Source organism: Trichococcus flocculiformis, assembly GCF_900113645.1.
In the GTDB taxonomy this organism is placed as follows: Bacteria; Bacillota; Bacilli; order Lactobacillales; family Aerococcaceae; genus Trichococcus; species Trichococcus flocculiformis.
This window is the reverse complement of sequence record NZ_FOQC01000004.1, coordinates 1-15,693: the sequence shown is the minus strand read 5'-3', so window position 1 is coordinate 15,693 and position 15,693 is coordinate 1. Positions and strand designations below refer to the sequence as shown.

Sequence of the window (15,693 nt, the reverse complement as noted above, 5' to 3'; positions counted from 1 at the left end):
GATAAATACATGAGAACAAATAATCGATTCGAAAATAAAAAAGTGTTGGTGCTGGGCTTGGCGCTCAGCGGTATGAATGCTGCCAAGCTGCTCCTGGAACTTGGCGCAATGGTCACAGTCAATGACGCAAAGGAATTGAACGACAATCCGGATGCAAAGGAGTTGATTTCATCCGGCATCAAAGTGATTGCTGGATCACATCCGATCGAGTTGTTGGATGAATCTTTCTCGTTCATGGTCAAGAATCCGGGCATCCCTTACAACAATCCGATGGTTAAACGTGCTCTTGAATTGGGAATTCCTGTGCTGACGGAGGTCGAACTGGCAGCAGAAATTCTCGAAGGCCGACTGATCGGTGTGACCGGAACGAACGGAAAAACCACTACCACGACAATGATCACGGATCTTTTGAATGCAGGCAGAAAAATAGGGAAAGCCTACAAAGCCGGCAATATCGGCGTGCCTGCATCGGCAGTGGCGCGTGTGGCGACTGCAGACGATGATGTCGTGATGGAGCTGTCGAGCTTCCAATTGATGGGTATCGAAGCGATGCGGCCTGCCATCGCAGTCATCACGAATATCACGGAAGCCCATCTGGATTATCATGGGGACCGCAAGGAATACGTCAAAGCGAAGTGGCGCATAACCGAGAATCAAACCGCGGATGATTATCTTGTTTTGAATTGGGATCAAGAAGAACTGCGTGAGATGTCCCAACTCTCAAAAGCGCAAATCGTTCCTTTTTCCCGCACACAGGTTCTCGAAGATGGCGCCTATGCATCAGAAGGTTCTCTGTATTTCAAGGGCGAAAAAGTGATGGCTATTTCTGATTTGAGGGTTCCAGGTGAGCACAACATCGAAAACGCTTTGGCCGCAATCGCTGTAGCGAAACTATCAGGTGTAGCCAATGAGGCCATCATTTCAGCTTTCCATCTCTTTTACGGCGTCGAGCACCGGATCCAATTCGTAGCCGAACTGAACGGAAGAAAGTTCTACAATGATTCGAAAGCAACGAATATCCTTGCAACCAAAACAGCCCTAAGCAGCTTCCGGACTCCGGTTGTCCTGCTGGCAGGCGGATTGGACCGGGGGAATACCTTCGATGAACTCATTCCCTTTCTTGAAAACGTGAAGACTTTGATTGTCTTCGGGGAGACTGCCGAGAAATTGAAGGACGCAGGCGAAAAAGCAGGCATCGAAGAAATCGTGGTGACTGATAATGTTGCCACTGCCGTTCCGATCAGCTATCAGTACAGCGAAGAAGGGGACACGGTCCTGTTGTCTCCGGCCTGCGCGAGCTGGGATCAGTACAAAAATTTTGAAGTGCGCGGTAAAACATTCACGGATGCTGTCCATTCCTTGGTCAAAGCCACGAGTGAGGAGGAGGGTTCTTTCTAGAGAACCTGTACGCTTATGAAAATAGTATTATCCGGTGGGGGAACGGGTGGGCACATCTACCCGGCGTTAGCCCTGATGAACCGAATCAAAGAAAAATATCCGGACAGTGAATTCCTTTACGTAGGGACGGACCGCGGTTTGGAAAGCACAATCGTACCGAAAGCCGGTGTGGCCTTTAAATCCGTCAAGATCCAAGGGCTGCGCCGGAGTTTATCGCTTCAGAACCTGAAGACGGTCTACCTGATGATCAAGAGCATTTCGGACTCGAAGAAAATCATCAAGGCCTTCCAACCGGATGTCGTCATCGGGACGGGTGGTTATGTTTGCGCGCCTGTCCTCTATGCGGCCTCCAAACTGGGCATACCGACCATCATCCATGAGCAAAATTCAGTCGCAGGAGTCACAAATAAATTTTTGAGCCGGGTTGTGGACCGCATCTGCATTTGTTTTGAGGATGCCCGTAGTGACTTCTCCGCCTATCCGGATAAAATTGTGTTCACGGGGAATCCCCGAGCGCAGGAAGTAGCCTCCTTGAAGGAGTGTGCCGACCTGAAGGAATACGGATTGAAGAAAGGCGTTCCGACCGTTTTGATTTTTGGAGGTAGCCGGGGAGCCAAGAAACTGAATGAATCTTTCGTAGCGGCCTATCCGCTCTTCAAAGACAAACCATATCAAGTGCTGCTGGCTACCGGAGACGTCCACTTCAATGCAGTGGAGCAAGAAATCAGCGCACTGACGGATCGTTTGGACAATGTCCGGATTGTGCCGTACATCCATGATATGCCGAAATTATTCAAGCGTACCGACTTGATTGTATCGCGCAGCGGCGCAACCACGTTGACGGAAGTGATGGCTTTGGGTTTGCCGAGCATTCTGATTCCGAGCCCTTATGTCACAAACAACCATCAGCAAAAAAATGCCGAAAGCCTACTGAAAAACGGGGCTGCAGAAATGATCCTCGAGAAAGACCTTTCGGCACAATCATTGTTTGAAGCTATCGATAAGCTGATGATCGATGAAACGGTACGCAAAGAAATGGCTCTTCAAGCCAAACAGATGGGTATAACAGATGCATCAGACCGCATCATCGATGTCATCCTGGCTTTGAAGAATTGAGAAAGGGAGGGAGGCCAGATGGCTTTCAAAAAAATCCGGCAGAAGCTGAAGAGTAAGGGTTCGTCGGAAGGGACTCCCTGGCAGCGTGCAACTGCTGAGTTGGAAAAGCAAAACAAAGCTGAGAAAAAGCAAAAGACTTCAAAAAAATCCGGCATGAAGCATTTGTCGGGAGAAAAAAAAGCGAAATTAAAAAAAAGTAAACACCTTCCTGAAGCCACTGGAACAGACAAACGTCAAAGATACTTTGGATGGTACGGCATTTTCTCGGTTGGGTTGGTCCTCAGCGGTTTTCTGATTTCCCCCTACGGGAAAATCAAGGACATCTATGTGGAAGGCGCCCAAGCTGTTCCGGAACAAAGCATCATCGATGCCAGTCACATCAATGGGAATCTGACCGCCTTGGGAGTCGTATGGAATGATGATAAGGTCGATGCCTTTATCACTGATGTTTTGCCCCAAGTCAAAACAGCTGAGGTGACGCTGCGGGGTATGAATGACATCACAATCCATGTAACGGAACACGAAACCATTGCTTATGTTTCATCGGACGGCTATTACTACAATGTGTTGGATAACGGGACCGTAGCCAATACGGAACTGAAGGTTCCGATCGGCAACAACCCAATCATAACGAGCTTTGAAATGAACCAGAATCTGGATGACCTGCTCGAACAATATATGCAGTTGACGGACAGTGTCCAGAACAGCATCTCGGAAATTAAATATACCGGAACGGAAGAAAATCCATACACAATCACGGTATATATGAACGATGGGAATGAAGTGAAGGCGAGCTTGCCATCCTTCGCTGAGAAAATCTTGTACTATCCTGACATCGTAAGCCAATTGGGAGAGACGAAAGGGACCATCGATCTAGAAGTGGGCGTCTACTTTACACCCTTCACGCAAACAACAGAAGAGGATGCATCTGCTTCGGCAGATTCCGCCATTCCATCCGAATGAGTGGAAAAGAGATCAGGATTGACTTGCAGTCAATCCTTGAACAATGATTGCGATCATTGTTGAGGGATTGAATAACTTTTGCCAAACTTCTATCGGATAGAATTATTTGTAAAAATCTTCGTAAATGAAGAGTTATTATGATAAAATGAAAAGGTGTAGCTTTTTGTCATCGCGTATAAGTAACCGATAGTTTTTTTCGGAACAATGCGGATGTTTACACAAGCCATTATGTCAAACGGAGGTTTCAATAAAACCATGAAGAATTCAGGAATATACGTCAGTCTAGATATTGGAACCACTTCAATAAAAGTTGTAGTCGCAGAATATGTGAAAGATCAAATGAACATTATTGGAGTCGGGAATGAAATTTCCAAAGGTCTTAGCCGTGGCGTCATCGTTGATATCGATGAAACGGTCGAATCGATCCGCAGTGCAGTCAGTCAAGCTGAAAGAAAAGCGAACATTCAGATATCAAACGTCATCGTAGGCATACCAAGCAACCAAATCAGTATCGAACCTTGCCACGGAATGTATGCAGTCGCAAGCGAAAACAAGGAAATCACAGATAAGGATGTCCAGAACGTCTTCGCTGCTGCAAAAGTCCGTTCTGTTCCGCCCGAGAGAGAAATCATTTCCGTCATCCCTGAAGAGTTCATCGTAGATGGATTCGATGGTATCAGAGATCCGAGAGGCATGATTGGCGTACGTCTTGAATTGTACGCAAGCATGATCACAGGTCCAAAAACAATCATCCATAACATCAAACGTTGTGTAGAGAAAGCTGGTCTTCAAATCGAAGATATGGTCGTACAGCCATTGGCCATTTCAAGCGTAGCCATGAACAAAGGCGAGCGGGATTTCGGGACCATTCTTATCGATATGGGTGGCGGCCAAACAAGTGCCTCTGTCATGCACGACGATCAATTGAAATTTGCATTTGTTGATCCCGAGGGTGGCGACCTTGTGACCAAGGACATTTCCATCATTTTGAACACGACACTGGAAAATGCGGAGCGCGTAAAACGCGAATATGGGTATGCCATTTCCGAAGACACGTCCGATGAGGAATTTTTCCCTGTCGAAACAATCGGCAAAGAAGAACCAGTAAAAGTCGATGAAAGATATCTGTCCGAAATCATCGAAGCGCGTTTTGTACAGATTTTTGAAAACATCAAACGTGCCTTGGATAAAGTGGAAGCACGCGATCTTCCAGGTGGTATCATTCTGACCGGGGGCGCAGCGGCATTACCGGGCGTCGTCGATCTGGCGAAAGAAATCTTCGAAATCAACGTCAAGCTGTATATCCCAGAACAGATGGGGATGCGCAATCCGATCTATGCAACGAGCATCGGCCTGATCAAGTATGTAGCTGGGTTGGATGATATTTACCGTGTCGCCAAAGGAAAAGTACAGGCGACAGGCAAAGTGATCCCTTTGCAGTCCAAAACTGTGAAACAACCGGCAGTCATAGAAGAACCTGTCTATGAAACGGAGACTTATGCCGATGAGGAAAATTACGAAGAAAGTTTAGTCGGAAAATTAAAACGTTGGTTCAACAATTTATTTGAATAATCACGCTGTATATAAAATGAATGGTATGAAATAGGAGGAAATGAAATGGAATTGGAATTCGATTCAAGCATGAATGATGGAGCAAAAATTAAAGTTATCGGTGTCGGTGGGGCGGGTAGCAATGCCGTAAACCGTATGATCGAAGAAGGCGTACAAGGTGTGGAATTCATCGTCGCCAACACAGATACGCAAGCCTTAAATGCATCAAGAGCGGAAACAAGAATCCAACTCGGACCTAAATTGACGAAAGGGTTGGGTGCAGGCTCGATTCCTGAAGTAGGCCGCAAAGCTGCTGAAGAGAGCGAACAACAAATTTCTGAAGCCTTGGCTGGAGCAGATATGATCTTTGTCACATGCGGAATGGGTGGCGGTACCGGTACGGGTGCAGCTCCTATCGTAGCCAGAATCGCGAAGGACCTTGGCGCACTGACTGTCGGTGTTGTAACGCGTCCATTCACTTTTGAAGGTCCGAAAAGAGGCCGTTATGCAGCCGAAGGAATCGCTGAATTAAAAGCGAACGTTGATACATTGGTCATCATCTCCAACAATCGCCTATTGGAAATCGTGGACAAAAAGACTCCTATGCTGGAAGCCTTCCGTGAAGCAGATAATGTCTTGCGCCAAGGGGTTCAAGGGATCTCTGACCTGATCACAGCTCCAGGATACGTCAACTTGGACTTCGCTGATGTGAAAACAGTCATGAAAGATCAAGGTTCTGCCTTGATGGGTATCGGTATCGCCTCCGGCGAAAACCGTACGGCTGAAGCAACCAAAAAAGCCATTTCTTCACCATTGTTGGAAGTTTCCATCGATGGCGCTGAACAGATCCTGTTGAACATCACGGGTGGTTCAGACTTGACGTTGTTCGAAGCGCAAGACGCGAGTGATATCGTAGCACAAGCTTCAACATCTGAAGTCAATATCATCTTCGGTACATCCATCAACGAAAACTTAGGCGATGAAGTTATTGTTACCGTAATCGCTACAGGAATCGACGACAAAAAAAAAGATGAAAAAAAAACCGCTAATCGCGGAGGAAGTGCTTTTAAGGGACGTAAAGAAGTAGGGAACACACCTGTTTCATACCCAGAAAAACAACTCCCGACTGAAAGAGCAGAAGAAAAACCAGCCAAAGATCTATTCGGCGATTGGGATATCCGTAGAGACACAAGCGTGAGGGAACAGGCGCCAAAATCGGCCCAACCTGAGCCAGAAGAATACTCTGTGAAACAAACAGAAGATAATTATCCACGTTATCACGAAAATAAAGAAGACAGAAATGGTGGAGAGGATTCATTGGACACACCACCTTTCTTCCGCAAGAGACGCAGATAAGTATGACTATTGAACAAAATTGCCGGAAAGTTGAGTCAACTGTGGAAGCAGCCTGCCTTACAGCCGGACGCAAACGCGAGGAAGTAACGGTTGTCGCCGTCACGAAGACAAAACCTGTAGAGGAAGTGGAAGAACTATATCGCTTGGGCTACCGTCATTTTGCAGAAAATCGTCCTGAAGGTCTGATCGAAAAGCAGACAGCTCTTCCACAAGAAGACATCTACTGGCATTATATCGGTACTTTACAGACAAGGAAAGTGAAGCAGGTGATCAATCGTATCGCCTACTTCCACGCATTGGATCGCATGTCATTGGCAAAGGAAATCAATGAATGGGCGGAAAAGCCTGTTTCTTGCTTCGTGCAGGTCAATGTTACAGGGGAAAGCTCGAAACATGGGCTTTCCGCATCCGAGGCAATACCTTTCATCAAGAGTCTGGAGGGCTTCCCAAATATCACTGTTGTCGGCTTGATGACGATGGCACCCATTGATGCAACAGACGTGGAGTTGCGCCGATGTTTCAAGGATCTAAAAATAATACAAGAACAAGTAGCGGCGTTGAACTTGGCTCACGCCCCCTGTACGGAAACGAGCATGGGCATGAGCCAGGATTATCCGATAGCGATTGCCGAAGGTGCGACCTTCGTACGTGTCGGATCGGCATTCTTTGCTGAAACAGAAGCATAGACGAAGAAGAAGTGAGGGGTCTTATGGGTCTGAAAGATTTATTCCGAAAGTACTTTGTAATTGAAGACGAGGATGACGGATACGAGGAAGTAGATGAACCATCGACTGTCGTTCCAGTCCGTAGGTCCGAGCGCAATGAAGAAGGGGCCCCATCTCAAAGGAGCACCCAAAAGAGATCGACGAAAGCAAAGGTAATTCCTATGAATCAACAAACAATGACCGAAAAGGCAAGTATCCATGTTGTGGAGCCGAGAGTCTATTCCGAAGTGGAAAAGATTGCCGATAATCTGTTGAAGAATCAAGCAGTACTGCTTAATTTCAAAAGGATAGATGCGGAACAAACAAAGCGGATCGTGGACTTTCTCACCGGAACGGTATATGCGATCGGGGGAGAAATCCAACGCGTTGGTGATGAAATCTTTTTATGCACCCCTGCTTCAGTCGGAGTCGAAGGCGCACTGGCCGAAACACTTGAAGAAGAGCGTTCGTTTTACTAGAAAGGAAGCAAAATGACACAAATATTGATTTGGCTTTTACAGATTATTCGTTGGGGCATATCCGCGTATTCAACGGTATTGCTGGTATATGCATTGATGAGTTGGTTACCGGGAGCCAGAAGTTCCAAATTTGGGTACTTTATCTCCAGTATTGTGGAGCCTTACCTGGATATATTCAGAAGATTGATCCCATCTGTGGGTATGGTGAGCTTCAGTGTAGTGGCGGGGATCTTATTCCTGAATTTGGTGGAGTATGGAGCACAAGTCGTGATTCTGTTCCTGATCAGATTGCTGAATTGACGGACATTTTTTCATCAAACGAAAAAGTGAGGGATTCGTATGCAAGAAGTTTATCAACATTTCCGCAAGGAAGAGCAGCCATTTATAGACAGTGCCCAATCTTGGATTACGCAAGCAGAGGAAACCTATACACCGTATTTGACGGATTTCTTGGATCCAAGACAGCAGTATATTCTTGAAATGCTGGTTGGAAAAAAAGGTGAAGTCCATCTCCAATTTTATGGAGGCTATGAAGCAGCCGAACGTAAACGGGCAATCATTTGCCCCGAGTATTTCAGTCCGAATCAAAGCGACTTTGAAATCGAACTTACTGAGGTTGTGTATCCTTCAAAATTTGCCAGTCTTACCCATGGGAAAATACTGGGGACGCTGATTGGGACTGGCATGAAAAGGGAACTTTTCGGGGATATCCTGTCTGACGGGACGCGCTGGCAGTTTTTATTGGCGTCGAATATAGCAAGCTACGTGCATTCGCAAATCACCAAGATAGGCAAAGTCAGTGTCCGCCTAGAGAGTCGGACGTATACTGATCTGATCATGCCTATCGATGATTGGACGATTGTGCATGATACTGTCAGTTCTCTGCGCTTGGATACTGTGATTGCTGCCATCTACAACATATCCAGGCAACGCGCAAAAGAACTGGTGAGCAGTGGGAAAGTAAAGTTGAACTGGTCGGTATTTGAACGTCCCGATTTTGAATTGGGACTGTTGGATATCGTGTCCATCCGCGGTTATGGCCGGATCCAGATTAAGGCCATAGAAGGGAAATCCAAGAAAGACAAATGGCGCGTCGAATTTGGCGTATTGTACAAATAAGAATGACAAGAACGAAAGGTGTGTATAAGATGAGTTTGACTCCATTAGATATCCAACACAAGGAATTCCCTGTCAAAATAAAAGGGTACGATAAAGAACAAGTCAATGACTTTTTGGATAATGTCACAAAAGAATTTGAAAAAATCATCAGACAAAATAAAGATCTGCAAAAGCAACTGAAATTTGCCGAAGAAAAGCTTCAGTATTTCAGCAACCTGCAGGATGCTGTGAACAAGTCGATCGTTGTGGCGCAGGATGCTGCCGACAGACTGAAAGAAAATGCACGCAAAGAAGCTGAAATCATTCTGTTTGAAGCCGAAAAAAGTGCGGACCGTTTATTGCATGAAGCGGCGGGGAAAGCGACAAAAATCAATGAAGAGACCGACGGCGTCCGCAAGGAAAGCCGCAAATTCAAACAGAAGCTGCAGCTTTTGGTTGAGTCGCAATTGAACCTCATCATGAATGATGAATGGAATAATCTGTTGAACGCTTCACCGGAAGGCCAGGTTTCGACGCCTACCTTGAATGAAGTGTTGTCCAACCGCACACGCATCATCGATGAATTGGTCGCCAATTCCGATGACGCAGCCGAGTTCGAAGTCGGCGGAAGATTGGCCGAAGAAGCCAGAGCCGAAGAGAAACTTGCTGAAGTTGCTGTGGAAGCTATTGAAATTCCGCAAGAAAACAAGTAAAATCGATGTATTGAAGAATGGAACACCCGAAGAAAAGACACTTCCAGCGAATTGGTAAACGGTGAAAGGCCAATAAGTCCCTCTTTTTTTAGGATCCTCCATGAGAATCTTTTTGAACAAACATAAGTAGAAAAGGTCGCCTGAACAGCGTTAACGGTTTGAATGAGGAAGCATGACAGCCTGTTCCGGCCGTTGTCGCTTTGAATTTGGGTGGTACCACGAAGACTTCGTCCCTTTTGGAGACGAAGTCTTTTTTGTAGAAAAAAATAATCAAAAGGGAGCTTCCGACAATGAAAATGAAAGATACGCTGCACCTTGGGAAAACAGCTTTTCCTATGAAAGCCAACCTGCCTGTCCGTGAATTGGAATGGCAAAAGGAATGGGAAGAAAAAGAAATTTATGTAAAAAGACAAGAAAAAAACGCGGATAAACCGACTTTTGTGCTTCACGATGGCCCTCCGTACGCCAACGGTGCTGTCCATATGGGACATGCCTTGAACAAAATCAGCAAGGACATCATCGTCCGCTCGAAATCCATGTCTGGCTTCCGCGCGCCTTTTGTCCCTGGTTGGGATACGCATGGTTTACCGATCGAACAAGCCTTAACGAATACAGGTGTGAACCGCAAAGCGATGAGCTTGGCTGATTTCCGTAAACTGTGTGAAGATTATGCTTGGAAACAGATCGACGGACAAAGAACCGTCTTCAAACGCTTGGGCATCGCTGGTGACTGGGAAAACCCATATGTGACGCTGTTGCCGAAATATGAAGAAGCTGAAATCCGTGTATTCGGAAAAATGGCGGAAAAAGGCTACATCTACAAAGGCTTGAAGCCGATCTATTGGTCGCCATCGAGTGAATCCTCGCTTGCGGAGGCCGAAATCGAATATAAAGATGTGAAGTCTCCTTCAATCTACGTGGCTTTCCAAGTCAAAGACGGCAAAGGGCTTCTTGCTAACGATACTGCCTTCATCATCTGGACGACAACACCGTGGACTTTGCCGGCAAACTTAGGCATTTCCGCAAATGCTGCCTTCGATTATGTGGTTGTTTCCGCTGACGGAAGAAAATTTGTTGTCGCAAAAGAATTGTTGGACACAGTCAAGGAAGCCATCGGATGGGAATCTGTGGAAGTCCTGCAAGAACTGAAGGGATCAGATTTGGAGTACATGACCGTTCAGCATCCGTTTTATGATCGTGAGTCCTTGGTCATGGTGGGCGACCATGTCACACTTGAAGCGGGTACCGGGTTAGTCCATACCGCTCCAGGACATGGTGAAGATGACTACCTTGTCAGCAAAAAATATGGTCTAGACGTATTATCTCCGGTCGACAACAAAGGTTGCTATACGGCTGAAGCCCCTGGTTTCGAGGGCATGTTCTACGACAAAGCCAATAAACCGATCACCGACCTGTTGGCGGAAAAAGGCGCTTTGCTGAAACTGGATTTCTTCGTCCACAGCTATCCGCATGACTGGCGCACAAAGAAACCGGTCATCTATCGCGCAACGCCGCAATGGTTCGCATCCATCGATAAATTCCGTCAAGACATTCTGGACGAAATCGAAAATGTAGAGTGGCTGCACCCATCCGGCAAAGTCCGCTTGTTCAACATGATCCGCGACCGCGGCGATTGGGTCATTTCCCGTCAACGTGTCTGGGGCGTTCCGTTGCCGATCTTCTATGCGGAAAATGGAGAACCTGTCATCACGCCGGAAACGATCGACCACGCTGCGAAATTGATCGGCGAATTCGGATCGAACGTCTGGTTCGAAAGAGAAGCGAAAGACCTGCTGCCTGAAGGGTTCACGCATCCTGGCAGCCCGAACGGGGAATTTACCAAAGAAATGGACATCATGGATGTCTGGTTCGATTCCGGATCTTCGCATGAAGCTGTGCTTCGGGCAAGAGAAGATTTGACATTCCCTGCCGATATGTACTTGGAAGGCTCCGATCAATACCGTGGTTGGTTCAATTCAAGCATCACGACAAGCGTTGCGATCAATGGGGTTGCGCCATACAAGACAGTTCTTTCCCAAGGTTTCGTATTGGATGGAGAAGGGCGCAAAATGAGCAAATCATTAGGCAATACTGTCCTGCCTGAAAAAGTCGTCAAGAATATGGGCGCCGATATCATCCGTTTATGGGTGTCCAGTGTCGATTACGAATCCGATGTGAGAATCAGTGACGATATTCTGAAGCAAGTTTCTGAAACTTACCGCAAAATCCGCAACACCATGCGTTTCTTGATCGGGAATACGGAAGATTTCCAACCGAAGGAACATGCCGTAGCCTACGAAGAGCTGCGCAGTGTCGATCAATACCTGATGGCGCGCTTGGATCAAGTGGTTGAAACATGTGTGACAGCCTATAAGGAGTACGAGTTCTCGACCATCTATCAAACAATCATGAACTTCTGTACAGTTGATTTGTCGGCATTCTATCTTGATTTTGCGAAAGATGTTGTCTACATCGAAAAAGAGGATAATCTGGAAAGACGCGCCATGCAGACCGTATTTTACGAAGTATTGGTTAAGTTGGCTAAACTTTTGACACCGATCATCCCACACACAACAGAAGAAATCTGGAGTTTCCTGAAGGAAGAGGAACAATACGCCCAACTGGCTGAATTGCCGGAAAGCAGCATCCGTGAAGACCAGGCAGCGATTCTGGGTCAATGGGGAAAATTCATGGATATACGCGATGCAGCTTTGAAAGCATTGGAAGTTGCGCGTAATGAAAAAACAATCGGGAAATCCTTTGAGGCGCATCTATCCTTATTCGTTGATGAAGAAACAAAAGCCTTGTTCGCGTCCCTTGATGCGAATCTGGAACAGTTATTCATCGTTTCACAGCTTGACATCAATGAATTGACGGCTGCTCCAGCTGAAGCGATGCAGTTTGATAATCTTGCCATTCTTGTAGAGCATGCCCATGGGGAAACCTGCGAAAGATGCCGTGCCATTAAAGAAGAAGTCGGAACGATCGAAGATGCAGCTACACTTTGCGGACGTTGTGCAGATATTGTGAAATCTGAATACTCAGAAGCACTCGTGCCAGAAGAGGCATAACCTTATCGCTCGGAACAAAATTGGTAAGGGCATGTGAATGAAAAGTAAAGAGTACGCAGGAAGACGTCTTCTGACGGCATTCCTGCGTGCTCCTTTTGATTTTAAGCGTAAATCAAAGATGGTTCCATTACTGTTAAAGTTTTTAAAGAAGGCGCATAAATTCCTCTTGAATTTAGATGAGATATTCGTTATAATTATATTAGTAATTTGTACTAATATGATAGTATTTATTTGTATTAGCATTTTACCAATGAAAATTTTGGAGGTATTACACGATTATGGAACAAGGCAAAGTAAAATGGTTTAACGGCGAAAAAGGTTTTGGATTTATCGAAGTTGACGGAAAAGACGATGTATTCGTACATTTCTCAGCTATCCAAGGCGAAGGTTTCAAAACTTTAGAAGAAGGCCAAGATGTTGAATTCGAAATCGTTGACGGCAACCGTGGCCCTCAAGCAGCTAACGTTGTAAAATTATAATCCTATTCTTTTTAACCTTAGCGAATTCAAAGCGTATCGGGAGTTTCTCCTGATACGCTTTTTACATGCAAAAAAAGCGTTGTTTCTGCGATCCCTTTAAGGACCGCAGAAACAACGCTTTTATCAGAAAACAGGCAGCTGCCTGCGTATGCTCGATAGGGTATGGTTACTTCTTCATGCTTCTCATAACGAAGGATACGATGAAAATCAGGATGACTGCTCCGACCAATGCAGGAATAACATTAAATCCTCCGATTACTGGTCCAAATTCCAGATTTGGAAATAATGAAGACCCTATCCATGAGCCGACGAAACCAGCAACGATATTGCCGATGATGCCACCTGGGACATCCTTGCCCAAAAAAGCTCCAGCTATTGCACCGATGATTCCTCCGACAATTAAAGACCATATAAAGCTCATTTCTATTCCCCCTTCTTTTGATAGAAGCATAGCAACAGTATAATTACTTCTTGCTTATATTATTGTATAAAAGGGAATTTATTACAAATAATATGTATTCAAATTATTGATTTTGCTTGAAATTGATATCTGAAAACAGGGAATATTAAGTGAGTGAGGATGAAAACTACACCAATTACCTTGAAATCCATCTAATCAAGTTTCTTAAGGTTCTTAATGTTACAGATGATACTGTTATGATTTTCTTTCTATTGAATGTGACAAATATCAGTAAAATTGTACCAATCAGACTAGGAATGAAATAAAAACCCACGAATTCAGGGCCCCATGCACCGAATAAAATTGTTCCTATCCACGAACCAATAAACCCAGCAATTACAATTCCTATTCCTCCACCTGGAATGTTTGCATTTAACAAAGATCCAACTATTGCGCCGGTGAGGCCATACATTATTAACTCAACTTTCGCAGTTCGAATAATTGAGTAAACCTTTATGTGTATTGCTTTAATTGAGTATTCAATAGGCACCTTGACATTTGACTGCACAAGAAAAACACCTCGCTGTTTGGTATAGTTTAATTACCACAAAAAAACTACCAATAGCGAGGTGCTTATCACTATGATAACTAATAATGGCCTAAACAATCAACTACCAAATTCATTACAAGCAGTATTTGATGAACTAAAAATCCTTAAACATCTTCGAAATGCTGGAATCACGAAAAGTGCAGGGTTTTCCTGCGGATATTTATTCCAACTGATTTTCTGCCTTATCTTTGAAGGTAAAAATTGGTTCAGAATGCTTGAAAGCAAAAAATCCGTCGGATTACCCTGCAAGGATGCCATCTACCGTTTTTTGAACAACTCAACCTATAACTGGCGCCGTTTTCTGCTTTCCTTAAGTGCGTCTACAATCTCCAAAGTAAGCGCCTTGACCAATCATAAACGTCCGAAAGTGTTGATTATCGATGACTCTGCCTATGAAAGAAATCGCAGTAAGAAAGTAGAATTGCTTGCGCGCTGTTTTGATCATTCCTCGCAGAAAATGCGCTTTTACAAAGGATTTCGACTGCTTACGCTTGGCTGGTCCGATGGCGCGACCTTTATGCCACTTGATTTTTCCTTGCTGAGTTCAACGAAATCCAGCATTAACGGAATCGATGAAAGAATTGACAAGCGGACCTGCGGTTATAAAAGACGCAAAGAAGCGCTTGAAACGGCGCCATCTGCTATCCCTGATATGATTCAACGCGCCTTGGCATCCGGCGTTGACGCATCCTACGTTCTAATGGATACCTGGTTCACACAACAGCCCTTGATTAAAACCATTAAGGAACAAGGCATTGATGTGATTGGTATGGTCAAAGCTACCAACCAGCGCTATTCAGTGGACAATAAATGGGTTGATCTGAAGAACCTTTACAAACTCGCTGCACCTACAAACCATCATAAGGACATTTTGCGGTCCATCCATACTACAATGGCAAACGGTGTTCCCGTAAAGATTGTCTTCATACGAAATCGAAATAACCACAGCCGTTGGCTGGCTATATTAAGCACGGATTGTTCCTTGACAGAACAGGAAATTGTCCGTATTTACGGTATGCGTTGGGACATTGAGGTGTTCTTCAAAGCGACAAAGTCGCTTTTGAAACTGCAAAAAGAAGTGCAAGGTAGATCTTATGATTCTCTCGTTAGCCACACAACAATTGTATTCGCGCGGTATATTGTGTTGTCTTGGCAGAACCGCTGCAACACGGATGAGCGAACGTTGGGGGGCATGTTTTACGAACTCTGTGACGAATTGAAAGAGCTTGATTGGGCTGTAGCATTACAACAGCTGGTTGAGATTCTTGAAGAGGCTTTGGAAAAAACATCGAAAAAATTTAAACATTTCATCAAATGTCAACTACAGCATTGGTTTGCAAGTCTGCCCAATTATATCAAGGCGTACTTGCCTATTTTAAGCTGCGAAAGTTGAGTTATTAATAATAAAACGACTTCCATTATTAGTCCCCCTTATTGATGGTTATTATAGTAACAACATAATTGCTATGATACCATTATAAAGAAAAGAGTCCTAATTTCAAATTGAATCTGAGAATAACTAATACTACCGGTTTAAATGTGCCACTTTTTTTATATGAATAATACTTCCTAAATTATTTTTTCGTGAATTCAAGACAGCTAAGTATAAAATCATTATTTTTAGAATAATCATTTTGAGTTTTAAAGATATGTAAATAATATTACTATATAAATTGAGTTAAATTGCATTCGTTTTTCCTCCTGTAGGCGTATACTAAAGAAAACACTTGAGGAGTGGGGAACATGGAAACAGAA

Annotated in this window: 15 protein-coding genes; 13 read left to right on the top strand and 2 right to left on the bottom strand. The window is 44.7% G+C overall.

Translation table 11 applies throughout. The features are described from left to right. Positions 1 to 9: 9 nt before the first annotated feature. From murD to BMZ71_RS02860, 12 genes are all read left to right on the top strand, one after another. Positions 10 to 1,398, top strand: a complete 1,389-nt coding sequence (gene murD, locus BMZ71_RS02920; RefSeq protein WP_086988346.1) for a UDP-N-acetylmuramoyl-L-alanine--D-glutamate ligase — start codon at positions 10 to 12, stop codon at positions 1,396 to 1,398. Positions 1,399 to 1,413: 15 nt separating this feature from the next. Beyond that, positions 1,414 to 2,514 (top strand): undecaprenyldiphospho-muramoylpentapeptide beta-N-acetylglucosaminyltransferase, encoded by a 1,101-nt coding sequence (murG, locus tag BMZ71_RS02915; protein WP_086988347.1) that lies wholly within the window; start codon positions 1,414 to 1,416, stop codon positions 2,512 to 2,514. Between the two features lie 18 nt (positions 2,515 to 2,532). Next, a complete protein-coding gene (locus BMZ71_RS02910) occupies positions 2,533 to 3,477 on the top strand; it encodes a cell division protein FtsQ/DivIB (RefSeq protein ID WP_086988348.1) in 945 nt (314 codons plus the stop codon). A gap of 255 nt (positions 3,478 to 3,732) precedes the next feature. Next, entirely contained in the window at positions 3,733 to 5,049 is a 1,317-nt protein-coding gene (ftsA, locus tag BMZ71_RS02905) for a cell division protein FtsA (protein WP_068560031.1), read from the top strand. A gap of 45 nt (positions 5,050 to 5,094) precedes the next feature. After that, on the top strand, positions 5,095 to 6,384 hold the full coding sequence (gene ftsZ, locus BMZ71_RS02900) for a cell division protein FtsZ (protein WP_068560038.1): 1,290 nt from the start codon (positions 5,095 to 5,097) through the stop codon (positions 6,382 to 6,384). Between the two features lie 2 nt (positions 6,385 to 6,386). Then, complete coding sequence (locus BMZ71_RS02895) at positions 6,387 to 7,070, top strand: YggS family pyridoxal phosphate-dependent enzyme (protein WP_086988349.1); 684 nt, start codon at positions 6,387 to 6,389, stop codon at positions 7,068 to 7,070. Between the two features lie 23 nt (positions 7,071 to 7,093). Next, positions 7,094 to 7,567, top strand: a complete 474-nt coding sequence (locus tag BMZ71_RS02890; RefSeq protein WP_086988350.1) for a cell division protein SepF — start codon at positions 7,094 to 7,096, stop codon at positions 7,565 to 7,567. A 12-nt stretch (positions 7,568 to 7,579) separates the two neighbouring features. Next, positions 7,580 to 7,867 carry a YggT family protein gene (locus tag BMZ71_RS02885; RefSeq protein ID WP_068560049.1) on the top strand — a complete coding sequence of 96 codons (288 nt, stop codon included), beginning with the start codon at positions 7,580 to 7,582 and terminating at the stop codon, positions 7,865 to 7,867. 39 nt (positions 7,868 to 7,906) lie between these two features. Continuing rightward, entirely contained in the window at positions 7,907 to 8,686 is a 780-nt protein-coding gene (locus BMZ71_RS02880) for a YlmH family RNA-binding protein (RefSeq protein WP_068560052.1), read from the top strand. 29 nt (positions 8,687 to 8,715) lie between these two features. Beyond that, on the top strand, positions 8,716 to 9,378 hold the full coding sequence (locus BMZ71_RS02875; protein ID WP_086988351.1) for a DivIVA domain-containing protein: 663 nt from the start codon (positions 8,716 to 8,718) through the stop codon (positions 9,376 to 9,378). Positions 9,379 to 9,668: 290 nt separating this feature from the next. Next, a complete protein-coding gene (ileS, locus tag BMZ71_RS02870) occupies positions 9,669 to 12,449 on the top strand; it encodes an isoleucine--tRNA ligase (RefSeq protein ID WP_086988352.1) in 2,781 nt (926 codons plus the stop codon). Between the two features lie 278 nt (positions 12,450 to 12,727). Beyond that, positions 12,728 to 12,928, top strand: a complete 201-nt coding sequence (locus BMZ71_RS02860) for a cold-shock protein (protein ID WP_068560061.1) — start codon at positions 12,728 to 12,730, stop codon at positions 12,926 to 12,928. A 166-nt stretch (positions 12,929 to 13,094) separates the two neighbouring features. Here BMZ71_RS02860 and BMZ71_RS02855 read toward each other — a convergent pair whose 3' ends face one another. Both BMZ71_RS02855 and BMZ71_RS02850 read right to left on the bottom strand, forming a co-directional pair. Continuing rightward, the gene (locus BMZ71_RS02855; RefSeq protein WP_086988353.1) at positions 13,095 to 13,349 is read right to left on the bottom strand and encodes a GlsB/YeaQ/YmgE family stress response membrane protein; all 255 of its coding nucleotides are present in this window, start codon (positions 13,347 to 13,349) and stop codon (positions 13,095 to 13,097) included. A 175-nt stretch (positions 13,350 to 13,524) separates the two neighbouring features. Further along, the gene (locus BMZ71_RS02850; RefSeq protein WP_281242308.1) at positions 13,525 to 13,896 is read right to left on the bottom strand and encodes a GlsB/YeaQ/YmgE family stress response membrane protein; all 372 of its coding nucleotides are present in this window, start codon (positions 13,894 to 13,896) and stop codon (positions 13,525 to 13,527) included. A 73-nt stretch (positions 13,897 to 13,969) separates the two neighbouring features. Between BMZ71_RS02850 and BMZ71_RS02845 the strand changes: the two genes are divergently transcribed. Further along, positions 13,970 to 15,331: an IS4 family transposase gene (locus tag BMZ71_RS02845; RefSeq protein WP_086988354.1), complete on the top strand. Its 1,362-nt coding sequence runs from the start codon at positions 13,970 to 13,972 to the stop codon at positions 15,329 to 15,331. Positions 15,332 to 15,693: the final 362 nt, after the last annotated feature.

Bases quoted from the DNA above. Each gene is read 5' to 3' on its own strand.
- murD (WP_086988346.1), top strand. From the start codon at position 10: ATGAGAACAAATAATCGATTCGAAAATAAAAAAGTGTTGGTGCTGGGC.
- murG (WP_086988347.1), top strand. From the start codon at position 1,414: ATGAAAATAGTATTATCCGGTGGGGGAACGGGTGGGCACATCTACCCG.
- BMZ71_RS02910 (WP_086988348.1), top strand. From the start codon at position 2,533: ATGGCTTTCAAAAAAATCCGGCAGAAGCTGAAGAGTAAGGGTTCGTCG.
- ftsA (WP_068560031.1), top strand. From the start codon at position 3,733: ATGAAGAATTCAGGAATATACGTCAGTCTAGATATTGGAACCACTTCA.
- ftsZ (WP_068560038.1), top strand. From the start codon at position 5,095: ATGGAATTGGAATTCGATTCAAGCATGAATGATGGAGCAAAAATTAAA.
- BMZ71_RS02895 (WP_086988349.1), top strand. From the start codon at position 6,387: ATGACTATTGAACAAAATTGCCGGAAAGTTGAGTCAACTGTGGAAGCA.
- BMZ71_RS02890 (WP_086988350.1), top strand. From the start codon at position 7,094: ATGGGTCTGAAAGATTTATTCCGAAAGTACTTTGTAATTGAAGACGAG.
- BMZ71_RS02885 (WP_068560049.1), top strand. From the start codon at position 7,580: ATGACACAAATATTGATTTGGCTTTTACAGATTATTCGTTGGGGCATA.
- BMZ71_RS02880 (WP_068560052.1), top strand. From the start codon at position 7,907: ATGCAAGAAGTTTATCAACATTTCCGCAAGGAAGAGCAGCCATTTATA.
- BMZ71_RS02875 (WP_086988351.1), top strand. From the start codon at position 8,716: ATGAGTTTGACTCCATTAGATATCCAACACAAGGAATTCCCTGTCAAA.
- ileS (WP_086988352.1), top strand. From the start codon at position 9,669: ATGAAAATGAAAGATACGCTGCACCTTGGGAAAACAGCTTTTCCTATG.
- BMZ71_RS02860 (WP_068560061.1), top strand. From the start codon at position 12,728: ATGGAACAAGGCAAAGTAAAATGGTTTAACGGCGAAAAAGGTTTTGGA.
- BMZ71_RS02855 (WP_086988353.1), bottom strand. From the start codon at position 13,349: ATGAGCTTTATATGGTCTTTAATTGTCGGAGGAATCATCGGTGCAATA.
- BMZ71_RS02845 (WP_086988354.1), top strand. From the start codon at position 13,970: ATGATAACTAATAATGGCCTAAACAATCAACTACCAAATTCATTACAA.